The organism is Herbaspirillum sp. WKF16 (assembly GCF_028993615.1).
Lineage (GTDB): Bacteria > Pseudomonadota > Gammaproteobacteria > Burkholderiales > Burkholderiaceae_D > Herbaspirillum.
Genome location: NZ_CP118632.1, coordinates 4,023,737 through 4,045,864, shown reverse-complemented (window position 1 = coordinate 4,045,864; position 22,128 = coordinate 4,023,737). Strand labels below are relative to the sequence as shown.

The window sequence follows — 22,128 nt, the reverse complement described above, 5'->3', positions numbered from 1 at the left end:
TTGTACTTCTTCGTCCGCTCCCGGATGAGCACGCGGCCGCGCGGCAGCTTGCGCTGCGTGCTGAATTCGTGTGCAATCCGGGATACGCGCGCCGCCGTCGGCGGCGCGCCGGCAACAGGCACATTCCAACGACAGGACATCCACATGGCAGCGTATGAATTAACGGTGACGGTCAAGACCCAGTACCTGGAGGAACAATCGGACCCGTCGCGCTCGCACTATGTGTTCGCCTACGCGATCACCATCGTCAATACCGGCACCGTGCCGGCGCAGCTGATCTCGCGCCATTGGGTCATCACCGACGCCAACAACCACGTCGAGGAAGTGCGCGGCCTGGGCGTGGTGGGGCACCAGCCCTTCCTGCAGCCGGGCGAACAGTTCGAATACACCAGCGGCACGGCCATGAAAACGCCGCAGGGCACCATGCACGGCGAGTATTTCTGCGTGGCGGAGGATGGCGAGCAGTTCGACGTGCGCATCCCGGAATTCGTCCTCTCGCTGCCGCGCACGCTGCATTGAAGCGCCGGCTTGTCCCCGGCCGGCGTCCTCCGCGGATTTTTTATTCCTTGCCGCTGTCTGTCGTCTGGCGCGCGCCCTTGCTCGCCTGCGCCCGGCCCGCGCCTTCCTTGCGTCCCGAGAACATGGTCCACCATACGATGAGCACCAGCACCAAGAAGGCGGCGCAGGCCTCCAGAATCAACCACAACATATGAATTCGTCTCCGATGTTATTGAAGAACCGTTTTGCCAGTCTTCCCTTGTTGAAGCGCCTCAGTGTACCCGCAATGGCGACCGCGGTCGCCGTGCTGCTGGCGGCCTGCCAGACCACGCCGCCGGCCCCCACCGCGACCACGCAGCCGCCGGCCAGGCCGGCCGCCCAGCCCGGTCCGGCGATGCGCGCCGCCAGTTTCGCCCAGCTGCCCGGGTGGAACGGCGACGACCTGCGCGAGGCCTGGCCGGCGCTGCAGTCCTCCTGCTCGGTGCTGATCCGGCGGTCGGAATGGCGCGCCGCCTGCGGCGCGGCGCAGCAGGTCAATGCGGCCGACCCGGGCTTGCTGCGTTCGTATTTCGAGACCTATTTCACGCCTTGGCAACTGTTCAATCCGGACGGCACCGATACCGGCCTGGTGACCGGCTATTACGAGCCGTTGCTCAAGGGATCGCGCCGCCGCGTCGGTCCTTACCAGACGCCGCTGTACCAGGCGCCGGACGACCTGCTGACGATCGATCTGGCCGGGGTCTATCCCGAGCTGAAGAACCTGCGGCTGCGCGGCAAGGTGGTCGGGCGCAAGGTGGTGCCGTATCCCACCCGGGCCGAGCTGATGCAGGCCAACAGCCTGGCCGGCAAGGAAATCGTATGGGTCGACGATCCGGTCGAAGCCTTCTTCCTGCAGGTGCAGGGTTCCGGGCGGGTCTACCTGCCTGAATCGAAGGAGACCATCCGCGTGGCCTATGCCGACCAGAACGGCCGGCCGTACAAGTCGATCGGCCGCTACCTGGTCGACAAGGGCGAGATGGAGCTGTCGCAGGCGTCGGCCCAGAACATCAAGGCCTGGGTGCAGGCCAACCCGGCGCGCAAGGAAGAACTGCTCAACGCCAATCCCAGCTATGTGTTCTTCCGCGAGGAAAAGCTGCCCGATCCGTCCAAGGGGCCCAAGGGCGCGCAGGGCATTCCGCTGACGCCGCAGCGCTCGATCGCCATCGATCCCCAACATGTGCCGCTGGGCGCGCCGGTGTTCCTGTCGACCACCCTGCCCAATAGCGATCGCCCGCTGCAGCGCCTGGTGGTGGCCCAGGATACCGGCGGCGCCATCCGCGGCGTGGTGCGGGCCGACTATTTCTGGGGCTTCGGCGACGAGGCGGAAGACAAGGCCGGCTCCATGAAGCAGCGCGGGGCGATGTGGGTGCTGCTGCCCAAGGGGATGAACCCGCCGGGCGGCAACTGATTTCCCTGCGACGATAAAAAAGGCCTGATCCTTGGCGGGATCAGGCCTTTTGCATTGGGCGGCATGACGATGTCAGCGCAGCACCAGCACCGGAATGGTGGAATGCGCCAGCACCTTCTGCGTCTTGCTGCCGAGGAACATGCGCGAGAGCCCGCTGCGTCCGTGCGAGGCCATGAAGATGACGTCGCAGCCGTAGGTCTTGGCGGCGTTGATGATTTCCTCGTCCGGCGCGAAGGACATCATGGTCGCCGTCTGGCAGGCGACGCCCGCCGCCTGGGCGGCGTCGGCGATCTTCCTGACGTGCTGCTCGGCCAGGGTGCGCACGTTCTCCTCGTAGAGCGCGGGGTCGATCGCCATCGAGCTCTCCGCCAGCGGCGAGAAGGGGTAGGGCTCGGCCACCGAGATGCCGACGATCTTCGCGCCGCAGTGCCGGGCGTAGTCGATGGCGTTGTTGATGGCCTTGTCGGAGCGCTCCGAGCCGTCGGTGGGAACCAGTATGGTCTTGAACATATGAGTGCCTCCTTATAGGTGTGTGTTGAAGAGGTACTTCCAATATAGGCTGTGACCGCCTTGCCCGCATGAAATTCCGCGCGGACATTGCGCTAAGTCGGATTTGTTGATTATTCTGGCGTACCGCCGTCCCGGTTCGCGCCACGTCCGGGCGGCCCACCGTCCATAAGAAGGAGACTTGCATGAGCTATGAAAACATCCTGGTCGAGACCCAGGACAAGGTCGGCGTGATCCGCCTGAACCGCCCCAAGGCCCTCAACGCGCTGAGCGATGCGCTCATGATCGAGCTGGGCGATGCGCTGCTGGCCTTCGACGCGGATGAAGGGATCGGCTGCATCGTCATCACCGGCAGCGAAAAGGCCTTCGCCGCCGGCGCCGACATCACCGGCATGGCCGGCTACAGCTACATGGACGTGTTCAAGGGCGAATTCATCACCCGCAACTGGGAAACCATCCGCCGCGTGCGCAAGCCGGTGATCGCGGCGGTGGCCGGCTACGCCCTGGGCGGCGGCTGCGAGCTGGCGATGATGTGCGACTTCATCATCGCCGCCGATACCGCCAGGTTCGGCCAGCCGGAAATCAAGCTGGGCATCATCCCCGGCGCCGGCGGCACCCAGCGCCTGCCGCGCGCGGTATCCAAGGCCAAGGCCATGGACCTGGCGCTGACCGGTCGCATGATGGATGCCGAGGAAGCGGAGCGCGCCGGCCTGGTGTCGCGCATTGTTGCCGCTGACAAACTGATGGAGGAGGCCTTGTCGGCCGCTCGCACCATCGCAGACATGTCCCAGCCCATTGCCATGATGGTCAAGGATTCGGTCAACCGCGCCTTCGAGTCCACGCTGGCCGACGGCATGAAGTACGAACGCGCGCTGTTCTACAGCTGTTTCGCCACCGAGGACCAGAAGGAGGGCATGAAGGCCTTCATCGAAAAGCGTCCGCCGTCCTTCAAGAACACCTGATCGCGATGTTGTTATTTTCCTTCAGGCAATAAAAACGACGATAGGAAAACAAAAATGGCCGCCCCGGGAGGGGCGGCCATTTTTTTTATAACTATTTTCAGCGCCGGAAGAATCGGCGCAAATCCTTTTCCGTACTGGGTTTGTTAGAAATTCAGGGATGCGGTTTGGAGCCCTCCGCCGAATTATTTTTAATTATTTTCGAAAAAGTACTTGCGCACCCGAATACCCGTTGCTATAGTTCGCCCCCTGCTGACGACGAACACAACGCTTCGACGGCAACGCGAAGGGCCAAAGGCCCGAGAGCGACAGCAAAGATCTTTAAAAATTAACAGCCGATAAGCGTGGGCGTTTAATGAAGTGCGACAGACCTTCGGGTCTGGAAACTTTAAACATTAAATGCTCACAAGAAATATAGGTAAGATCGCAAGAAATTACCTGTCAGTATTTTGAGAGAGCGATGCCCTTCGGGGTAGCCAGAAATGGCACAAAACAGAGATTAAACTAAAGAGTTTGATCCTGGCTCAGATTGAACGCTGGCGGCATGCCTTACACATGCAAGTCGAACGGCAGCATAGGAGCTTGCTCCTGATGGCGAGTGGCGAACGGGTGAGTAATATATCGGAACGTGCCCTAGAGTGGGGGATAACTAGTCGAAAGATTAGCTAATACCGCATACGATCTACGGATGAAAGTGGGGGATCGCAAGACCTCATGCTCCTGGAGCGGCCGATATCTGATTAGCTAGTTGGTGGGGTAAAAGCCTACCAAGGCGACGATCAGTAGCTGGTCTGAGAGGACGACCAGCCACACTGGGACTGAGACACGGCCCAGACTCCTACGGGAGGCAGCAGTGGGGAATTTTGGACAATGGGGGCAACCCTGATCCAGCAATGCCGCGTGAGTGAAGAAGGCCTTCGGGTTGTAAAGCTCTTTTGTCAGGGAAGAAACGGTAGAGGCTAATATCCTTTGCTAATGACGGTACCTGAAGAATAAGCACCGGCTAACTACGTGCCAGCAGCCGCGGTAATACGTAGGGTGCAAGCGTTAATCGGAATTACTGGGCGTAAAGCGTGCGCAGGCGGTTGTGTAAGTCAGATGTGAAATCCCCGGGCTCAACCTGGGAATTGCATTTGAGACTGCACGGCTAGAGTGTGTCAGAGGGGGGTAGAATTCCACGTGTAGCAGTGAAATGCGTAGATATGTGGAGGAATACCGATGGCGAAGGCAGCCCCCTGGGATAACACTGACGCTCATGCACGAAAGCGTGGGGAGCAAACAGGATTAGATACCCTGGTAGTCCACGCCCTAAACGATGTCTACTAGTTGTCGGGTCTTAATTGACTTGGTAACGCAGCTAACGCGTGAAGTAGACCGCCTGGGGAGTACGGTCGCAAGATTAAAACTCAAAGGAATTGACGGGGACCCGCACAAGCGGTGGATGATGTGGATTAATTCGATGCAACGCGAAAAACCTTACCTACCCTTGACATGGAAGGAATCCCGAAGAGATTTGGGAGTGCTCGAAAGAGAACCTTCACACAGGTGCTGCATGGCTGTCGTCAGCTCGTGTCGTGAGATGTTGGGTTAAGTCCCGCAACGAGCGCAACCCTTGTCATTAGTTGCTACGAAAGGGCACTCTAATGAGACTGCCGGTGACAAACCGGAGGAAGGTGGGGATGACGTCAAGTCCTCATGGCCCTTATGGGTAGGGCTTCACACGTCATACAATGGTACATACAGAGGGCCGCCAACCCGCGAGGGGGAGCTAATCCCAGAAAGTGTATCGTAGTCCGGATTGGAGTCTGCAACTCGACTCCATGAAGTTGGAATCGCTAGTAATCGCGGATCAGCATGTCGCGGTGAATACGTTCCCGGGTCTTGTACACACCGCCCGTCACACCATGGGAGCGGGTTTTACCAGAAGTGGGTAGCCTAACCGCAAGGAGGGCGCTCACCACGGTAGGATTCGTGACTGGGGTGAAGTCGTAACAAGGTAGCCGTATCGGAAGGTGCGGCTGGATCACCTCCTTTCTAGAGTGCGCACGAAGTTAAGCGTCCACACTTATCGGCTGTAAATCAAGAACAGTTATTTGGTGAAGCGCGGTCAGCAATGACCGGCTACTGATACTGATCCAAGCGGGTCTGTAGCTCAGCTGGTTAGAGCACCGTGTTGATAACGCGGGGGTCGTTGGTTCGAGCCCAACCAGACCCACCAAGGTTTCGGGGGTTTAGCTCAGCTGGGAGAGCACCTGCTTTGCAAGCAGGGGGTCGTCGGTTCGATCCCGTCAACCTCCACCAAGATATCAAACCTAAGTCGGCGCCTGAAAGGGTGTTGTGATTTAGGTTTGGTCTTTTAAGACTAATGGCTGTTTTTGTTCTTTAACAATCTGGAAGAAGTAAAGATTCATTTAAACGATCGCCAGGACTTCGGTTCTTGCGAAAGTAAAAATGGGTGTGATTGTATCAATCAAAGTATTACGAAGTGATCTTAGCAATTAGAAGACTTACTTTGGCAATACGGCAAACGCTAAATACTCAACTTTAATTCTATGACGCTCTGGCAACAGAGGCTAACGTTATAGGAACAAGTGAATAAGTGCACATGGTGGATGCCTTGGCGATTACAGGCGATGAAGGACGTAGTAGCTTGCGATAAGCTGCGGGGAGCTGGCAAACGAGCTTTGATCCGCAGATTTCCGAATGGGGAAACCCGGCCTTTTAGGTCATCGTTATCTGAATACATAGGGTAACGAAGCGAACGTGGCGAACTGAAACATCTAAGTAGCTACAGGAAAAGAAATCAACCGAGATTCCCAAAGTAGTGGCGAGCGAAATGGGATCAGCCTGCAAGATTTAGCATCTTTGATAGTGGAACGGAATGGAAAGTCCGGCCATAGAGGGTGATAGCCCCTTACACGAAATCATAGGTGTGGAACTAAGCTTGCGACAAGTAGGGCGGGACACGTGAAATCCTGTCTGAACATGGGGGGACCATCCTCCAAGGCTAAATACTCGTAATCGACCGATAGTGAACCAGTACCGTGAGGGAAAGGCGAAAAGAACCCCGGAAGGGGAGTGAAATAGATCCTGAAACCGTGTGCATACAAACAGTAGGAGCCTCGAAAGGGGTGACTGCGTACCTTTTGTATAATGGGTCAGCGACTTACATTCAGTGGCAAGCTTAACCGCATAGGGAAGGCGTAGAGAAATCGAGTCCGAATAGGGCGTTCAGTCGCTGGGTGTAGACCCGAAACCAAGTGATCTATCCATGGCCAGGTTGAAGGTGCGGTAACACGCACTGGAGGACCGAACCCACTAATGTTGAAAAATTAGGGGATGAGCTGTGGATAGGGGTGAAAGGCTAAACAAACTTGGAAATAGCTGGTTCTCTCCGAAAACTATTTAGGTAGTGCCTCAAGTATCACCATCGGGGGTAGAGCACTGTTATGGCTAGGGGGTCATCGCGACTTACCAAACCATTGCAAACTCCGAATACCGATGAGTGCGAGCTTGGGAGACAGACGTCGGGTGCTAACGTCCGGCGTCAAGAGGGAAACAACCCAGACCGCCAGCTAAGGTCCCAAAGATTGGCTAAGTGGAAAACGAAGTGGGAAGGCTAAAACAGTCAGGAGGTTGGCTTAGAAGCAGCCATCCTTTAAAGAAAGCGTAATAGCTCACTGATCGAGTCGTCCTGCGCGGAAGATGTAACGGGGCTAAGCCAGTCACCGAAGCTGCGGATATGCGTAAGCATATGGTAGGAGAGCGTTCTGTAAGCCTGTGAAGGTGTCTTGTAAAGGATGCTGGAGGTATCAGAAGTGCGAATGCTGACATGAGTAGCGATAATGCGGGTGAAAAGCCCGCACGCCGTAAGCCCAAGGTTTCCTGTTCAACGTTCATCGGAGCAGGGTGAGTCGGCCCCTAAGGCGAGGCAGAGATGCGTAGCTGATGGGAAGCAGGTTAATATTCCTGCACCGTCGTTAGATGCGATGGGGGGACGGATCGCGGAAGGTTGTCCGACTGTTGGAATAGTCGGTTTTTGCATCGAAGAAGGCTGTTAGGCAAATCCGGCAGCGTAATTCAAGGGTGTGAGACGAGCGAACTTGTTCGCGAAGCAATCGGAAGTGGTTCCAAGAAAAGCCTCTAAGCTTCAGTCTAACGAGACCGTACCGCAAACCGACACAGGTGGGCGAGATGAGTATTCTAAGGCGCTTGAGAGAACTCGGGAGAAGGAACTCGGCAAATTGGTACCGTAACTTCGGGATAAGGTACGCCCAAGTAGTTTGACTGGCCTGCGCCAGAAGGACAAAAGGGTTGCAATAAAATGGTGGCTGCGACTGTTTAATAAAAACACAGCACTCTGCAAACACGAAAGTGGACGTATAGGGTGTGACGCCTGCCCGGTGCTGGAAGATTAAATGATGGGGTGCAAGCTCTTGATTGAAGTCCCAGTAAACGGCGGCCGTAACTATAACGGTCCTAAGGTAGCGAAATTCCTTGTCGGGTAAGTTCCGACCTGCACGAATGGCGTAACGATGGCCACACTGTCTCCTCCCGAGACTCAGCGAAGTTGAAATGTTTGTGATGATGCAATCTACCCGCGGCTAGACGGAAAGACCCCATGAACCTTTACTGTAGCTTTGCATTGGACTTTGAACCAATCTGTGTAGGATAGGTGGGAGGCTTTGAAGCGTGGACGCTAGTCTGCGTGGAGCCAACCTTGAAATACCACCCTGGTTTGTTTGAGGTTCTAACCTTGGTCCGTTATCCGGATCGGGGACAGTGCATGGTAGGCAGTTTGACTGGGGCGGTCTCCTCCCAAAGTGTAACGGAGGAGTTCGAAGGTACGCTAGGTACGGTCGGACATCGTGCTAATAGTGCAATGGCATAAGCGTGCTTAACTGCGAGACTGACAAGTCGAGCAGGTACGAAAGTAGGACATAGTGATCCGGTGGTTCTGTATGGAAGGGCCATCGCTCAACGGATAAAAGGTACTCTGGGGATAACAGGCTGATTCCTCCCAAGAGTTCATATCGACGGGGGAGTTTGGCACCTCGATGTCGGCTCATCACATCCTGGGGCTGTAGCCGGTCCCAAGGGTATGGCTGTTCGCCATTTAAAGTGGTACGTGAGCTGGGTTTAAAACGTCGTGAGACAGTTTGGTCCCTATCTGCCGTGGGCGTTGGAAGTTTGAAGGGGGCTGCTCCTAGTACGAGAGGACCGGAGTGGACGAACCTCTGGTGTATCGGTTGTCACGCCAGTGGCATTGCCGAGTAGCTAAGTTCGGAAGAGATAACCGCTGAAAGCATCTAAGCGGGAAACTCGCCTTGAGATGAGACTTCCCGGGAACTAGATTCCCCTAAAGGGTCGTTCGAGACCAGGACGTTGATAGGTCAGGTGTGGAAGCGCAGTAATGCGTTAAGCTAACTGATACTAATTGCCCGTGCGGCTTGTTCCTATAACATTAGCTCGGTTATAGACCAAGTTGAGCATATTGTGTGTTTGCCCTCGACGCATCACACCCAGTAGTCAACCCTGACTACACTAAATGAATTAATACTTCTTCCCAGATTGCGTTGTTTGCTGCCCATTCAGGAGCAAATGACACTACAAGTTATGCCTGATGACTATAGCAAGTTGGTACCACCCCTTCCCATCCCGAACAGGACCGTGAAACGACTTCGCGCCGATGATAGTGCTGCAACCAGTGTGAAAGTAGGTCATCGTCAGGCTTGTTATACCGCAAAGCCCCTGTTACTGACGTAACAGGGGCTTTTGCTATTGCGCATCCGCTTCGACAACACCCTGCCTGCTCTGCCCGCAGCCCTAGGCCATGGGGTTGCTCCCACTGCACATACATCGACCGCCGCCACCGCAAGAACCGCTGCAACTGCGAAACCAATACCAACACCAACACCAACACCCAATAAAAAAGCCGGCTCGCGCCGGCTTTTTTATTCAACTATTACGCTGCAATCTTTAGAACTTGTACGCCACACGCGCCACCGCAAAGTTCACGCCGCCGTTGGGCTGCTTGATGCCGCCGTTGGAGAAGTGCTGCAGGCGAATGCCCAGGTCCAGGCCGTTGCCGAACACGTAACCTGCGCCGATGTGGTCGCCGAACTGGAAGGCCGTCGACAACACCTTGTCGTTGTTGCGGTAGAGCTTCGAGAACAGGTGCACGCCGATGCCGGCTTCGCCGTAGAGGCCCTTGCCGTCATCGCGCTGGAAACGCAGCACCGGGGTCAGGCCCAGGTCCACCAGGTTGCCGCTGCTGCTGGTGTTGTTGTAGTGGTTCATGCGCCAGTTGGCCACCGACACGTCCCAGTAGCCGCCGACGTGGGTGCCGTTGGACTGCCAGAAATTCCAGTTCGGGCCCCAGTTGAATTGCGCACCCAGGCGAACCAGCTGGGTGCTGTTGCCGGTGCCGTATTCCACGGAGACGCCGTCGATGGCGTAGCTGGGCGCCTGGACGGCGAAAACGGCTGCGCCGACAAATGCGGCTTTGGCGACGAGGCTCTTGAATGTAGTCATAGTTTTTTCTTTCAACGCGTAAATATTATTGGTGGATATCTCTACAACGGAATTCCGCTACGGCACTGATGTTCCGTAATGACGCGACATTTTCTCACAATCATTACAAATGCATACTCGCCTGTCTGTTTTTTGCTAAGGATCTTGCATTGCCTGCCGGACAGCAAGCTATCCGGGCCGTTTGCAGGCTTCAGGGGGCCATCCATCCGCGTGAGCATCCGACCGCCTTGTGCCACTTTGCCAGCAGCTCGGCGCGCGCGGTGTCCGCCATGGCCGGCTCGAAGCGCCGCTCCACCTGCCACAGCGCGGAGATCTCTTCCTGCGAGCACCAGAATCCCACCGCCAGCCCGGCCAGGTAGGCTGCGCCCAGCGCGGTGGTTTCGGTGACCCTGGGTCGAATGACCGGCACGCCCAGCATGTCCGCCTGGAATTGCATCAGCAGGTCGTTGCGCGCCGCGCCGCCGTCTACGCGCAGCTCCTGCAAGGGGAGGGCGGCATCCTTTTGCATTGCCTCCAGCACATCGGCGGTCTGGTAGGCGATGCTCTCCAGCGCGGCGCGCGCCAGGTGCGCCTTGGTCGCGCCCCGGGTGAGGCCGCTGATGCTGCCGCGCGCATACGGATCCCAATACGGCGTACCCAGCCCGGTGAAGGCCGGCACGAAATAGACGCTGCCATTGTCCGGCGCTTGCGCCGCGAGGGCTTCGATGTCGGAGGACTTTTCGATTACGCCCAGCCCGTCGCGCAGCCACTGCACCACGGCGCCGGCGACGAAGATGCTGCCTTCGAGCATGTAGGAGGTCTGGCGCGGCGTGTCGCCGTCACCGCCGAAACTCCAGCCTATCGTGGTCAGCAGTTTGTTCTTCGACACGGCGGCCTGGCTGCCGGTCTGCATCAGCATGAAGCAGCCGGTGCCGTAGGTGTTCTTCACCATGCCCTCGCGCAGGCAAGCCTGGCCGAAGGTCGCGGCCTGCTGGTCGCCGGCGATGCCGGCGATGGGCAGCGCCGCGCCGAACCATTCGGGTCTCGTATGCGCCGCCACGCCGCTGCTGGCGACGACCCGCGGCAGCACGGCGCGCGGCACGTCCAGCACGTCCAGCAATTCTTCATCCCACTCGCCGCGATGGATGTCGAACAGCAGGCTGCGCGAGGCATTGCTGCTGTCGACCAGGTGCTCGCCGGAGAGCTTGTAGACCAGCCAGGCGTCGACGGTGCCGAACGCCAGCTCGCCGCGCTCGGCGCGTTCGCGTGCGCCGGCCACGTTCTCCAGGATCCAGTTCAGCTTGGTGCCGGCGAAGTAGGCGTCCAGCACCAGGCCGGTCTTGCGCGCGAACAGTTCCTCCTTGCCCGCCTCGCGCAGGCGATCGCAGAACTGCGCGGTGCGCCGGTCCTGCCACACGATGGCGGGGCAGACCGGTTCCCCGGTCTGCCGATCCCACACCACGGTGGTCTCGCGCTGGTTGGTGATGCCGATGGCGGCGATCTCGGCCGCGCCGACGCGCTGCTTTTTCAGCACCGCCTGCGCCACCTCCAGCTGCGAGCGCCAGATATCGTTGGCGTCATGCTCGACCCAGCCGGATTGCGGGTAGTGCTGCGGGAATTCCTTCTGCTCCATCGCCGCGATCTGGCCCAGGCGGTCGAACAGGATGGCGCGCGAGCTGGTGGTGCCCTGGTCGAGCGCAAGAATGTAGCGGCCCATGGCCCGGTCTCCTCGATGATGTTGTTCTGGTGACGCCGGCGCGAGGCTCAGGGGCGATAGCTGTATTCCAGCCGCCCCGGCACATCCACGCGCACCGACAGCACGCAGCCCGACAGCGGATAGCGGCGCAGTTCCTCGTCGCTGCGGCCGTTGCGGCCGGTGGTAATGTAGAGCGTGCGCAGGTCGGCGCCGCCGAAGGCCAGCATGGTCGGGCAGCGCGCAGGCAGGCGGATCTCCTGCAGGATCTCGCCATGCGGCGACAGGCGAAGCACGCGGCCGCCTTCGAACATCGCGCACCAGTAGGCGCCTTCGCTGTCCACGGCGGCGCCATCGGGGCGACCGCCGTAATCCGGCGCCGACTTGTCGGCGTCGAACTGGCGCAGCAGCCGGCAGTTGGAGGTGGCGCCGGTGGCCAGGTCGTAGTCGTAGACGTTGATGCGGTGCGCCGGCGTGTTGGCGTGGTACATCAGGCGCTGGTCGGGGCTGAAGGCCACGCCGTTGGAGGTGGTCACGGCATGGTGCGCGTCGCGCAGGCGGTTGCGCTCGAAGCAGTACAGCGTGCCGCCTTCGCGGTCGCGCGGCTCATAGATGGTGCCGCACCAGAACCGCCCGGAGGCGTCGCAGCGGCCGTCGTTGAAGCGGATGCGCGTCATGTCGTAAGGCGCATCGAGCAGCGGCGTCAAGGCGCCGGTCTGCGTGTTGAGATGCGACATGCCCGAGCGCAGCGCCACCACCAGCCCGCCCTGCGCATGCTTGACGATGCTGCCGGGCTCCTGCGGCATCGGCCACGACTGGTGCTGGCGGCTGCCCGGATGCAGGCGATGGACCGCCTTGCCGGGGATGTCGATCCAGTACAGCGCGCCTTCCTCGGCGTGCCACAGCGGCGACTCGCCCAGCAGCATGGGCTGCTCGAAGGCGGTCTCTATCGTGTCGAAGGGATTGGCGTTGTCGGTCATGGGCGCGCGTGGAAAACGGAAAAACACATTATGCGCTGACGAGGCCGATTCACAAACCTGGAGCGTCCTCTCGCCAAGGATGAGCTCGAATGAAAAACGGCATGCGCAAGGCATGCCGTTTTCGCTTCCGCAGCGGCGCCGGAGCGCCGTCCGGGCCGATCAGTTCGACCAGCCGCCGTCGATCATGTGGATCGAGCCGGTGGTGAAGTTGGACTCGTCCGAGGCCAGGTACAGCGCCAGCGCGGCCACTTCCTCCGCCTTGCCGATGCGGCCCATCGGCTGGCGGCCGACGAAGGCGGCGCGCACTTCGGCCTCGGTCTTGCCGCTTTCCTTGGCCTGGGTGGCGATGCGCTGCTCCAGCGAGGGCGACTCGATGGTGCCCGGGCAGATCGCGTTGCAGCGCACGCCCTGCGCCACGAAGTCGGCCGCGACCGACTTGGTCAGGCCCACCACGGCCGCCTTGGAGGCGCCGTAGGCGAAGCGGTTGGCCACGCCCTTGACGCTGGAAGCGGCCGAGGCGATGTTGACGATGGAGCCGGCCTTCTTGGCCAGCATGCCCGGCAGCACCGCGCGGATGGTGTGGAACATGGCCTTGGCGTTGAGGTTGAACGAGAAGTCCCAGGACTTGTCGTCGCATTCCAGGATGTTGCCCGCGGCGACGAAGCCGGCGCAGTTGAACAGCACGTCGATGGTGCCGACCTTGGCCACCAGCGCCTTGATGGCGGCGTCGTCGGTGACGTCGAGGATGTGGGTTTCCACGCCGGCGGTGCCGGCCAGCGCGTCCAGGTGCTGGCGGCTGATGTCGGTGGCGATGACGCGCGCGCCCTCGCGGGCGAACATGAGCGTCGAGGCGCGGCCGATGCCTTGCGCGGCGGCGGTGATCAGTACGGTCTTGCCGGCGAGGCGTCCAGTGGATGCAGACATGTGTGTTCCTTTGCTTTTAGATGAGTTTGCGTTGCGCCAGGTTCTTGAACAGCGCGGTCAGCCCGAAGGTCCACGGCGCCGCCTTGTCGCTGAAATTCACCGTATTGACCAGCGCGCCCAGCTTGGGCGTGGCGATCGTCACGATGTCGGCGGCCTGGTGCGTGAAGCCCTGGCCCGGGCCGAAGCGATCCTGCGTCGGGGCGAACATGGTGCCCAGGAACAGCACCAGCCCATCCGGATACTGGTGGTTGGGGCCGATCGCATGTTCCACCAGCTGCAGCGGATCGCGGCTGATCATGGACATCGAGCTGCTGCCCTTGAGCGTGAAGCCTTCGGTACCGTCGACACGCATTGTAAGTTCGGCGCGGCGCACGTCGTCAATTGAAAAGTTTGCGTCGAAAAGACGAATAAAAGGACCGACCGCGCAGGAGGCGTTGTTGTCCTTGGCCTTGCCCAGCAGCAGCGCGCTGCGGCCTTCGAAGTCGCGCAGGTTGACGTCGTTGCCCAGCGTCGAGCCGACCACCTGGCCGCGGCTGTTGATGGCCAGCACGATTTCCGGCTCTGGGTTGTTCCAGACCGACTTGGGATGGATGCCCACCTCGTCGCCCAGTCCCACCGAGGACATCGGCTGCGCCTTGGTGAAGATCTCGGCGTCCGGGCCGATGCCCACTTCCAGGTACTGCGACCATACGCCCTGTTCCAGCAGCACTTCCTTGAGCTTGGCGGCCTCGGGCGAGCCCGGCACCACGCTGGAGAGGTTGTCGCCGATCACCGCGGTAATGGCGCGCCGCACGGCTTCGGCGCGGGCGGCGTCGCCGCGCGCCTGTTCCTCGATCACGCGCTCCAGCATGCTGGCCACGAAGGTCACGCCGCTGGCCTTGACCGCCTGCAGGTCGATCGGCGCCAGCAGCCAGGGCTTCGCAGTGTCGCGCCCGGCGGCGTCGGCGTTGTCCAGCAGGTCCTGCAGCGAAGCCAGGCGCGGCAGCGCGCCGGCCGTCTTCACGGCGGCGGCCGGATCGGCCAGTTCCAGCAGCTGGCTGGAGGTGGCGGCGACCTGGGTCAGGTCATAAACGCCGTCGGCATCGACCTTGACCAGCACCGGGCCGACGCCCGGCTGCCAGATGCGGCCGATCAGCGTGGCTTGGGCGTGGTCTTCGGGCAGGTGCGCCTGGATCGTGAAAGTGTGGGCCATATTCTTAACTCCTTGGTTGTGGGGCGGACGGGCTGCGCTGAACTGAACGGGATCAGCTGCAGGCCCGCATGAAGCGGATCAAACAATGCTTGGCTGTATTGCTGTTGGCGTAACCGCTGGAAAGACGTCTTCGCGGTGAACCGGAAGGCGCCTTTCCGGCGACCGCGCGCGGCGCCGGAAACGACGCAGCCGTTGGCGCGAGAACGCCAACGGCTGCGGCAAGGGCGTGTCAGGTGTACACGCCGATGTGCCAGGGAACGAACTCATCCTGGCCGTAGCCGTGCAATTCGCTCTTGGTCTTCTTGCCGGATGCGGTGTCCAGGATCATCTGGAAGAAGCGCGCCCCGATCTCCTGCGGCGTGGTGTTGCCGTCGGCGATCTCGCCGCAGTTGATGTCCATGTCTTCTTCCTGGCGCTGCCACAGGGCGGTGTTGGTCGCCAGCTTGAGCGAGGGCGAGGGCGCGCAGCCATAGGCCGAACCGCGGCCGGTGGTGAAGCAGATCATGTTGGCGCCGCCGGCGACCTGGCCGGTGGCCGAGATCGGGTCGTAGCCCGGGGTGTCCATGAAGACGAAGCCGCGCGCGGTCACGGTCTCGGCATACTTGTAGACATCCACCAGGTTGGTGGTGCCGCCCTTGGCCACCGCGCCCAGCGACTTCTCCAGGATGGTGGTCAGGCCGCCCGCCTTGTTGCCGGCCGAGGGGTTGTTGTTCATCTCGGCGTCGTTCTTGCGGCAATACTCTTCCCACCAGTCGATGCGCGCCAGCAGCTTGTGGCCCACCTCCGGCGACACCGCGCGGCGCGTCAGCAAGTGCTCGGCGCCGTAGATCTCGGGCGTCTCCGACAGGATCGCCGTGCCGCCGTGCCGCACCAGCAGGTCCACCGCCGCGCCCAGCGCGGGATTGGCGGTAATGCCGGAGTAGCCGTCCGATCCGCCGCACTGCAGGCCCAGCGTCAGGTGCTTGGCCGGCACCGGTTCGCGCTTGATGTCGTTGGCCTTGGGCAGCATTTTCTTGATCTTCTCGATGCCCAGCGCCACCGTCTTGGCGGTGCCGCCGGTGCTCTGGATCGTGAAGGTGTGGAAGTATTCGCCTTCCTTCAGGTCGTGGCTCTCCATCAGGCCCGAGATCTGGTTGGTCTCGCAGCCCAGGCCCACCACCAGCACGGCGGCGAAGTTGGGATGCTTGGCATAGCCGGCCAGCGTGCGGCGCAGGATCTGCAGCGGCTCGCCCAGCGAGTCCACTGCGCAGCCCAGGCCGTGGGTCAGCGCCACCACGCCGTCGATGTTGGGGAAGTCCGCCAGCGCTTCCGGATGGATGTCGCGGCGGAAGTGGTCGGCGATGGCGCGCGCGGCCGTGGCCGAGCAGTTCACCGAGGTCAGCACGCCGATGTAGTTGCGGGTGGCCACGCGGCCATCCGGGCGCACGATGCCCATGAAGGTGGCCGGCGTCTCGACGAAGTCGACCGGTTTGACGTCGGCGCCGAAATGGTGCTCGCGCGAGAATTCCGCCATCGCCAGATTGTGCGTATGCACGTGCTGGCCGGGCTCGATGGCTTGGCTGGCGGTGCCGATGATCTGGCCATAGCGCTTGACCGGTTCGCCGGCGGCGATGGCGCGGGTGGCCATCTTGTGCCCGGCGGGAATGAGGCCCTGTACCTTCAGGCCGCCTTCCTCTTCCAGAACCGTGCCGGAGATGAGCTGCCGGCGCGCAATGACGACATCATCGACGGGATTCAATCGAATGATGGGAGAAATAGCTTTCATGATGATCTCGGTGAAAACGAAACGTTAGGCACTCCGCCGCGCGGAAGCCCGCACCTGCCGCGAACATGCGCACGGCAGGCGCTCAGGTTACAACTTGCCGGATTACTTTGCTGCGAACTGCGCCAGGTCAGGCATCGGGCTGCCGACGTTGCGCTGGTAGATGTCGGCCAGCTTGCCGTTCTTCACGTTGACGGCGATCCAGTCGTTGAGCCATTTTTGCAGGTTGGCTTCGTTCTGGCGCAGGCCGATGGCATAAGGAATGTCCTTGATCACCAGCTTGGTCTCGATGTTCTTGGACGGGTTTTGCTTGGACACCGCCGAGGCCAGCGAGTTGGGCGTGCAGAAGGCATCCACCTGGCCCGAGACGATGGCGGCGGTCACAGTGGCGTCGTCGTCAAAACGGACGATGTTGGTGCCCTTGGGCGCCAGCGGGGTCAGCAGCGAATCCTGCATATTGCCGCGCACCACGGCCACGCGCTTGCCGGCCAGGTCGTTCAAGGTCTTGATGTTCTCGCCCTTGGGCGCGGCCACCACGAACTGCGAGGCGCCGTACGGCTGGGTGAAGGCGACCACCTTCTGGCGCTCGGGCGTGATCGAGAACGAGGCGATGACCATGTCGGCCTTGCCGGTCATCAGGAAGGGGATGCGGTTGGGGCCGGTCACCTGCACGATCTCCAGCTCCACGCCCAGGTCCTTGGCCAGCGCCTTGGCGGTCTCCACATCGGATCCTTCCGGTTCCATCTTGGCATTGGTGCGGCCGAACGGCGGCGCGCCGAGGTCGATGGCGATCAGCACCTTCTTGCGCGCCTTGATGTCGGCCAGGGCGTCGGCATGCGCGACCTGGGCGAAGCAGGCGATGCCGAGCATCACGGCCGCGGCTTTTTTGGTGAAGTTCAACAAGGTTTTCATTTATGTCTCCTGAGATGAAAAGGTACTGCTTGGGTACGGCTTGTGAATGAATCCGGATGGGCCATCAAAGGTCGCTGGCCACGAACTTCTGCAGCTCGGCGGTCTTGGGGTTGGAGAACAGCTCGTCCGGCGATCCGATCTCCCAGACCTGGCCCTGGTGCATGAACACCAGCACGTCGGCCAGCTTGCGGGCGAAGGCCATTTCGTGGGTGACCAGCACCATGGTCATGCCGTCGCGCGCCAGGTCTTCCATCACCTTGAGCACCTCGGAGGTCAGCTCCGGATCCAGCGCCGAGGTGACTTCGTCGAACAGCATCAGCTCGGGCGCCATCGCCAGCGAGCGGGCGATCGCCACGCGCTGCGCCTGGCCGCCGGAGAGCTGCTCGGGATAGGCCTCCTTCTTGTTGTCCAGGCCCACCAGCGTGAGCACCTTGTGCGCAATCTGCTTGGCCTCGTCGGACGACATCTTCTTGATCGTCGTCAGCGCCAGCGTGATGTTGCGCTCCACCGTCAGGTGCGGGAACAGGTTGTAGCTCTGGAACACGATGCCGACCTGCTTGCGCAGCTCGCGCAGGTTGAGCTTGTCCGGATGGTGGATGTCATGGCCGCAGACGTTGATGTCGCCGGCGTCGACCTTCTCCAGGCCGTTCAGGCAGCGCAACAGGGTGCTCTTGCCCGAGCCGCTGCGACCGATGATAGCCACCATCTGGCCCTTCTGCACATCCAGCGAAACGCCGTTCAACACTTTATTGGTGCCGAAGCTCTTGTGCAGGTCCTTGATCTTAACGATTGCTGACATTCAATTTCCTTTCGAAATGCTTGGAGAGCGCCGACAGCGGGAAGCAGAGGCAGAAGTAGATCAGCGCCACGCAGCCGAACACCGTGAACGGCTGGAAGGTAGAGTTGTTGATGATCTGGCCGGCGCGCGAGAGGTCGACGAAGCCGATCACCGAGGCCAGCGAGGTGTTCTTCACGATCTGCACCATGAAGCCCACGGTGGGCGGCGTGGCGATCTTCACGGCCTGCGGCAGGATCACCTTGGTGAGCTGCTCGAAGCGGTTGAAGCCCAGGCACTCGGAGGCTTCCCATTGCGTCTTGGGCACCGCCTGGATGCAGCCGCGCCAGATTTCGCCCAGGAAGGCCGCGCAGTAGATCGCAAACGAGATGCCTGCGGCCACTAGCGGCGTGAGCTTGAAGCCGGCGATGGCCAGGCCGAAGTAAGCCACGAACAGGATCACCAGCAGCGGGATGCCCTGCACCACCTGGATATACCAGCTGGCGATGCGGCGCAGCGCAGCGTTGGGCGAGACGCGCCACAGCGCGATCACGAAGCCGGCCGCGCCGCCGAACACGAAGGCCACCAGCGACAGCACCACGGTCCAGATCGCGGCCTGCAGCAGGTATTCAACGTGGAGGATGGAAAATGAATTCACGTTGTTTCCTTATAAGTTGGTGCCGAGCTTGCGCTTGCGCACGAAAGCGATCTGGCTGATCAGCCAGAATGCCGCGCGGAACAGGAAGGACAGCGCCAGGTAGGCCACCGCGATGACGGCGTACACCTCGAAGCTGCGGAAGGTTTCCGACTGCACCAGGTTGGCGGTCGCGGTCAGCTCCTCGGCCGAGATTTGCGAGGTGATCGAGGACGACAACATCAGCAGGATGAACTGGCTGGTCAGCGACGGATAGACGCGCTCCACCGCCGGCAGCAGCACCACGTGCCAGTACACGTGCAGCCGGGACATGCCCAGGCACTCGGCCGCTTCGATCTGGCCGGGATGGATGGAGTTGATGCCGGCGCGCATGATCTCGGTGGTGTAGGCGCCGACGTTGACCGTCAGTGCGATCACGGCGGCGGTCTCGGCGGTGAGCTTCCAGCCGATGCTGGCCAGGCCGAAGAACACCAGGAACACCTGCACCAGCAGCGGGGTGTTGCGGATGATCTCGACGTAGGCCTTCACCAGGCCGTGCAGCACCCGGTTCTTGCTCTTGTAGGCGATCGCGCAGATCGTGCCGAGCCCGAAGCCCAGCACGATCGACAGGGCGGAGAGCTGTACCGTCAGCCAGGCGCCGACCAGCAGCCGGTCCCAGTTGGCGAACACGCTCATGAAATCGAATGTGTAGTTCATTGATACTCCGGTGATGCGGGAAGGGGGGATTACGCGGTGCGGCGGCAGGTATGCGCCGTCCCTTGCCGGGTGGGAGCTGGGGTCTGCATGAGGTGGTCTCCTTTCTTGTTTGCCTGAGGTCGGGCCCGGCGTGCCGGCGGTGGCGGAAGAAGGATCCGGCTACCGTCGTGCGGCCTCTTGCGGGCCTTGTGTCGGGGTGGCTTGGTGCTGCGATGCTGCGGATGCTGCCGTACTGCGAAACTGTCCCGTTACAGGGCCTTGACGCCGCCGGGGCGGAACTCGTCCGGTCCGGCCGCGATGCCGTTGACCAGCGGTTCGCCGAAATCGGGAATGCTGATCTCGAAGCTGTCGCCCGGTTGCGTGCGCACGCTGTAGGCGAACGACAGGCTGGCCGCGCCCATGTAGTGCACGTGCACGTCGCCGGGACGGCGGAACTGGCGGTACTTGAAGTGGTGGTACTCCAGGTTCTCGATCGAGTGGCACATGTTGTCCTGGCCGGCCAGGAACTCCTGTTCCCAGATCACGCGGCCGTTGCGGCGGATGCGGGTCATGCCGACCAGGTGCGCCGGCGGCGCGCCCACCAGCAGCTCGGGGCCGAAGGAGCAGTAGCGCAGCTTGGAATGCGCCTGGTAAAGGTAATTGCGGCGCTCCATCACGTGGTCGGAAAACTCGTTGCCGATGGCGAATCCGAGGCGGCGCGGGCAGCCTTCGTCGTCGATCACATACAGGCCGACCAGCTCCGGCTCCTCGCCGCCGTCCAGCGCGAAGCCGGGGCAGGGGAAGGGCTGGCCGGGCGCGACTACGACGCCGCCGTCGCCCTTGTAGAACCATTCCGGCTGCACGCCGGCCTGGCCCGGGGCCGGGCGCCCGCCCTCGATGCCCCATTCGAGCATGCGCAGGGTATCGGTCTTGTCCATCTCCTCGCTGTCCAGGCGGCGGTGCATCTTGTCGCGGGTGGAGGCGCTGCCCATGTGGGTGACGCCGGCGCCGGAGAGCATGCAGTGGGCCGCGTCCTCATGGTCCAGCGGCGCCAGGATGCGCTGCTCGCGCAGGATCGCGGCGTAGTCTTCGGATTGTTCGGTGTTGAGCAACTGCGCCTGGCGCTCCAGGCCATTGCCGTTGCGTATCGCCGCCAGCGCCAGCGCGCGCATGGTGGCGACCTGCGACAGCGCCTGGATGTTCGTCCCGTTGACGATCCCCACGCGGCGCGCGCCTTCGCGATCCGTGAATTGAATCAGCCTCACCTTGTCTCCAATGCTCGTTCTTGTTGCCTGAGACGGGATCCCGACAGCGTGCGGTTCCCGTCCTCATCGGCGGTTGCAACATCGGCCTAGCTCCGGTTTCGCAAGCGGCAGGAATTGCTGCACCGCCAGATCGAACGGGCTTGCCGATCGTGCAAAAGTCTCCTGCTTTTTTCGCGCATCGCCTTCAGGCTATAGATGCGCTAGCATTGTGGTTTTTCGCATGGACGGACTATAAGAGGCATGCATAACGATGTCCAATGAGCTTAATTCATCGGGTGATAACCAACTCGATCGCCAGCTCGCAGGCGCCGCCGGAGAGCTGCCTTCGGTCGGCTCCATCGTCAGCCGGCTGCGTTTCCGCCAGGTCGCGTTGCTGACCGCGCTGGACGAGCAGGGCTCGCTGCACAAGGCCGCCGAGGTCATGCACATGACCCAGCCGGCGGCCACCAAGGCCCTGCATGAAATGGAAGACGCGCTGGGCGTGACCCTGTTCGACCGTTCGCCGCGCGGCATCGAGGCCACCGAGCTGGGGCGTTGCGTGATCCGCTACGCGCGCCTGATCCAGAGCGATGTGGCCAACCTGCGCGACGAGCTGCAGAACATGATCAGCGGGCGCGGCGGGCGCATCGCCATCGGCACCATCATGGGCGCGGCGCCCTTCGTCACGCGCGCGCTGTCGCGCTTGCGCGAAATCCAGCCCGACGTCTCCATCGAGATCACCGAAGACACCAGCGCGCGCCAGCTGCTGCTGCTGGACCAGGGCCGCATCGACCTGATGATCGGGCGCTCCTCGGTCAGCTCCCAGCCCAATCTCTACAACTATGAAATGCTGCGCGGCGAACCGATGTGCATCGTCGGCGGCGTCGACCATCCGCTGGCCACCATGCAGAAGGTGCGGTTGCAGGAGCTGCAGGATGCGTCCTGGATCTTATATTCCAGCAATATGCCCATGCGCATCTGGATCGAGCACGAGTTCAAGCTGGAGGGCGTGAAGGTGCCGGGCAACGTGATCGAGACCGCCTCGCCCTTCGTCACCGTCACCCTGCTGGCGCAGTCCAACATGGTCGCCGTCATGCCGCTGGATATCGCCCACTTCTTCGCGGCCAAGCAGATGCTGGGCATCCTGCCGATCAACCTCAAGACGCGCATCGAGCACTACGGCATCGTCACCCGCAAGAACACCACGCTGTCGTCGTTGGCCAAGATGTTCATCCAGATCCTGCGCCAGCAAAACTGAGGCGCCAGAGATGGGGGCGTTTTCCATCCCTGTTTCGCGCCAGCTCCGCGCCGCGGGCATGGTCTGATGGCGGCTTCGGGATTTTCCTGATTTTGCGTGGCTGTTGTTTCCTGTTAGCCTTCGTTCGCGGCCGG

The 22,128-nt window shown here is 61.3% G+C and carries 17 protein-coding genes, 2 tRNA genes and 3 rRNA genes; 9 read left to right on the top strand and 13 right to left on the bottom strand.

The genetic code is table 11. The features are described 5' to 3' along the window. Positions 1 to 144 precede the first annotated feature (144 nt). On the top strand, positions 145 to 519 hold the full coding sequence (gene apaG, locus Herbaro_RS18270; protein WP_275011032.1) for a Co2+/Mg2+ efflux facilitator ApaG/CorD: 375 nt from the start codon (positions 145 to 147) through the stop codon (positions 517 to 519). A 40-nt stretch (positions 520 to 559) separates the two neighbouring features. On the opposite strand, the gene Herbaro_RS18265 is transcribed toward apaG, so the two are convergent. After that, positions 560 to 709 carry a hypothetical protein gene (locus Herbaro_RS18265; protein WP_275011031.1) on the bottom strand — a complete coding sequence of 50 codons (150 nt, stop codon included), beginning with the start codon at positions 707 to 709 and terminating at the stop codon, positions 560 to 562. Between Herbaro_RS18265 and mltA the strand changes: the two genes are divergently transcribed. Further along, positions 710 to 1,945: a murein transglycosylase A gene (gene mltA / locus Herbaro_RS18260; RefSeq protein ID WP_275011030.1), complete on the top strand. Its 1,236-nt coding sequence runs from the start codon at positions 710 to 712 to the stop codon at positions 1,943 to 1,945. 72 nt (positions 1,946 to 2,017) lie between these two features. On the opposite strand, the gene Herbaro_RS18255 is transcribed toward mltA, so the two are convergent. After that, entirely contained in the window at positions 2,018 to 2,455 is a 438-nt protein-coding gene (locus tag Herbaro_RS18255) for a universal stress protein (RefSeq protein ID WP_275011029.1), read from the bottom strand. A 182-nt stretch (positions 2,456 to 2,637) separates the two neighbouring features. Here Herbaro_RS18255 and Herbaro_RS18250 point away from each other — a divergent pair, with 182 nt between their 5' ends. From Herbaro_RS18250 to rrf, 6 genes are all read left to right on the top strand, one after another. After that, positions 2,638 to 3,414: an enoyl-CoA hydratase gene (locus tag Herbaro_RS18250; RefSeq protein ID WP_275011028.1), complete on the top strand. Its 777-nt coding sequence runs from the start codon at positions 2,638 to 2,640 to the stop codon at positions 3,412 to 3,414. Positions 3,415 to 3,912: 498 nt separating this feature from the next. Next, positions 3,913 to 5,445, top strand: a 16S ribosomal RNA gene (locus tag Herbaro_RS18245). A gap of 107 nt (positions 5,446 to 5,552) precedes the next feature. Continuing rightward, a tRNA-Ile gene (locus tag Herbaro_RS18240) sits at positions 5,553 to 5,629 on the top strand. A gap of 7 nt (positions 5,630 to 5,636) precedes the next feature. Next, positions 5,637 to 5,712, top strand: a tRNA-Ala gene (locus Herbaro_RS18235). Positions 5,713 to 5,996: 284 nt separating this feature from the next. Further along, a 23S ribosomal RNA gene (locus Herbaro_RS18230) occupies positions 5,997 to 8,869 on the top strand. Between the two features lie 161 nt (positions 8,870 to 9,030). Then, positions 9,031 to 9,143: ribosomal RNA gene (gene rrf, locus Herbaro_RS18225) — 5S ribosomal RNA — on the top strand. The 16S, 23S and 5S rRNA genes sit together here with 2 tRNA genes alongside, the layout of an rRNA operon. 247 nt (positions 9,144 to 9,390) lie before the next feature. On the opposite strand, the gene Herbaro_RS18220 is transcribed toward rrf, so the two are convergent. The 11 genes from Herbaro_RS18220 to araD1 all read right to left on the bottom strand — a co-directional run bounded on the left by Herbaro_RS18220 (position 9,391) and on the right by araD1 (position 20,757). Further along, on the bottom strand, positions 9,391 to 9,945 hold the full coding sequence (locus Herbaro_RS18220; protein ID WP_275011027.1) for an acyloxyacyl hydrolase: 555 nt from the start codon (positions 9,943 to 9,945) through the stop codon (positions 9,391 to 9,393). Between the two features lie 190 nt (positions 9,946 to 10,135). Continuing rightward, a complete protein-coding gene (glpK, locus tag Herbaro_RS18215) occupies positions 10,136 to 11,641 on the bottom strand; it encodes a glycerol kinase GlpK (RefSeq protein WP_275011026.1) in 1,506 nt (501 codons plus the stop codon). A 47-nt stretch (positions 11,642 to 11,688) separates the two neighbouring features. Next, positions 11,689 to 12,597 (bottom strand): SMP-30/gluconolactonase/LRE family protein, encoded by a 909-nt coding sequence (locus Herbaro_RS18210; RefSeq protein WP_275011025.1) that lies wholly within the window; start codon positions 12,595 to 12,597, stop codon positions 11,689 to 11,691. A 159-nt stretch (positions 12,598 to 12,756) separates the two neighbouring features. Further along, positions 12,757 to 13,521, bottom strand: coding sequence for an SDR family oxidoreductase (locus tag Herbaro_RS18205; protein WP_275011024.1), 765 nt, complete (start codon positions 13,519 to 13,521; stop codon positions 12,757 to 12,759). A gap of 16 nt (positions 13,522 to 13,537) precedes the next feature. Then, positions 13,538 to 14,713, bottom strand: a complete 1,176-nt coding sequence (locus tag Herbaro_RS18200; RefSeq protein ID WP_275011023.1) for a fumarylacetoacetate hydrolase family protein — start codon at positions 14,711 to 14,713, stop codon at positions 13,538 to 13,540. A gap of 229 nt (positions 14,714 to 14,942) precedes the next feature. Continuing rightward, positions 14,943 to 16,478, bottom strand: coding sequence for a D-arabinonate dehydratase (locus Herbaro_RS18195; protein WP_275011022.1), 1,536 nt, complete (start codon positions 16,476 to 16,478; stop codon positions 14,943 to 14,945). A 102-nt stretch (positions 16,479 to 16,580) separates the two neighbouring features. Next, the gene (locus Herbaro_RS18190; RefSeq protein ID WP_275011021.1) at positions 16,581 to 17,387 is read right to left on the bottom strand and encodes a transporter substrate-binding domain-containing protein; all 807 of its coding nucleotides are present in this window, start codon (positions 17,385 to 17,387) and stop codon (positions 16,581 to 16,583) included. A gap of 64 nt (positions 17,388 to 17,451) precedes the next feature. Continuing rightward, a complete protein-coding gene (locus Herbaro_RS18185) occupies positions 17,452 to 18,186 on the bottom strand; it encodes an amino acid ABC transporter ATP-binding protein (RefSeq protein ID WP_275011020.1) in 735 nt (244 codons plus the stop codon). Beyond that, positions 18,170 to 18,820, bottom strand: a complete 651-nt coding sequence (locus Herbaro_RS18180; RefSeq protein ID WP_275011019.1) for an amino acid ABC transporter permease — start codon at positions 18,818 to 18,820, stop codon at positions 18,170 to 18,172. The genes Herbaro_RS18185 and Herbaro_RS18180 overlap by 17 nt, the downstream gene beginning before the upstream one ends. Positions 18,821 to 18,829: 9 nt before the next feature. Then, positions 18,830 to 19,513: an amino acid ABC transporter permease gene (locus Herbaro_RS18175; protein WP_275011018.1), complete on the bottom strand. Its 684-nt coding sequence runs from the start codon at positions 19,511 to 19,513 to the stop codon at positions 18,830 to 18,832. Between the two features lie 248 nt (positions 19,514 to 19,761). Beyond that, positions 19,762 to 20,757: an AraD1 family protein gene (araD1, locus tag Herbaro_RS18170; RefSeq protein WP_275011017.1), complete on the bottom strand. Its 996-nt coding sequence runs from the start codon at positions 20,755 to 20,757 to the stop codon at positions 19,762 to 19,764. A gap of 250 nt (positions 20,758 to 21,007) precedes the next feature. Here araD1 and Herbaro_RS18165 point away from each other — a divergent pair, with 250 nt between their 5' ends. Then, positions 21,008 to 21,994 (top strand): LysR family transcriptional regulator, encoded by a 987-nt coding sequence (locus Herbaro_RS18165; protein WP_275011016.1) that lies wholly within the window; start codon positions 21,008 to 21,010, stop codon positions 21,992 to 21,994. The last annotated feature ends 134 nt before the right edge of the window (positions 21,995 to 22,128 follow it).

Bases quoted from the DNA above. Each gene is read 5' to 3' on its own strand.
- mltA (WP_275011030.1), top strand. From the start codon at position 710: ATGAATTCGTCTCCGATGTTATTGAAGAACCGTTTTGCCAGTCTTCCC.
- glpK (WP_275011026.1), bottom strand. From the start codon at position 11,641: ATGGGCCGCTACATTCTTGCGCTCGACCAGGGCACCACCAGCTCGCGC.
- Herbaro_RS18195 (WP_275011022.1), bottom strand. From the start codon at position 16,478: ATGAAAGCTATTTCTCCCATCATTCGATTGAATCCCGTCGATGATGTC.
- Herbaro_RS18175 (WP_275011018.1), bottom strand. From the start codon at position 19,513: ATGAACTACACATTCGATTTCATGAGCGTGTTCGCCAACTGGGACCGG.
- Herbaro_RS18220 (WP_275011027.1), bottom strand. From the start codon at position 9,945: ATGACTACATTCAAGAGCCTCGTCGCCAAAGCCGCATTTGTCGGCGCA.
- Herbaro_RS18210 (WP_275011025.1), bottom strand. From the start codon at position 12,597: ATGACCGACAACGCCAATCCCTTCGACACGATAGAGACCGCCTTCGAG.
- Herbaro_RS18265 (WP_275011031.1), bottom strand. From the start codon at position 709: ATGTTGTGGTTGATTCTGGAGGCCTGCGCCGCCTTCTTGGTGCTGGTG.
- Herbaro_RS18250 (WP_275011028.1), top strand. From the start codon at position 2,638: ATGAGCTATGAAAACATCCTGGTCGAGACCCAGGACAAGGTCGGCGTG.
- Herbaro_RS18185 (WP_275011020.1), bottom strand. From the start codon at position 18,186: ATGTCAGCAATCGTTAAGATCAAGGACCTGCACAAGAGCTTCGGCACC.
- Herbaro_RS18200 (WP_275011023.1), bottom strand. From the start codon at position 14,713: ATGGCCCACACTTTCACGATCCAGGCGCACCTGCCCGAAGACCACGCC.
- Herbaro_RS18165 (WP_275011016.1), top strand. From the start codon at position 21,008: ATGTCCAATGAGCTTAATTCATCGGGTGATAACCAACTCGATCGCCAG.
- Herbaro_RS18190 (WP_275011021.1), bottom strand. From the start codon at position 17,387: ATGAAAACCTTGTTGAACTTCACCAAAAAAGCCGCGGCCGTGATGCTC.
- Herbaro_RS18205 (WP_275011024.1), bottom strand. From the start codon at position 13,521: ATGTCTGCATCCACTGGACGCCTCGCCGGCAAGACCGTACTGATCACC.
- apaG (WP_275011032.1), top strand. From the start codon at position 145: ATGGCAGCGTATGAATTAACGGTGACGGTCAAGACCCAGTACCTGGAG.
- Herbaro_RS18255 (WP_275011029.1), bottom strand. From the start codon at position 2,455: ATGTTCAAGACCATACTGGTTCCCACCGACGGCTCGGAGCGCTCCGAC.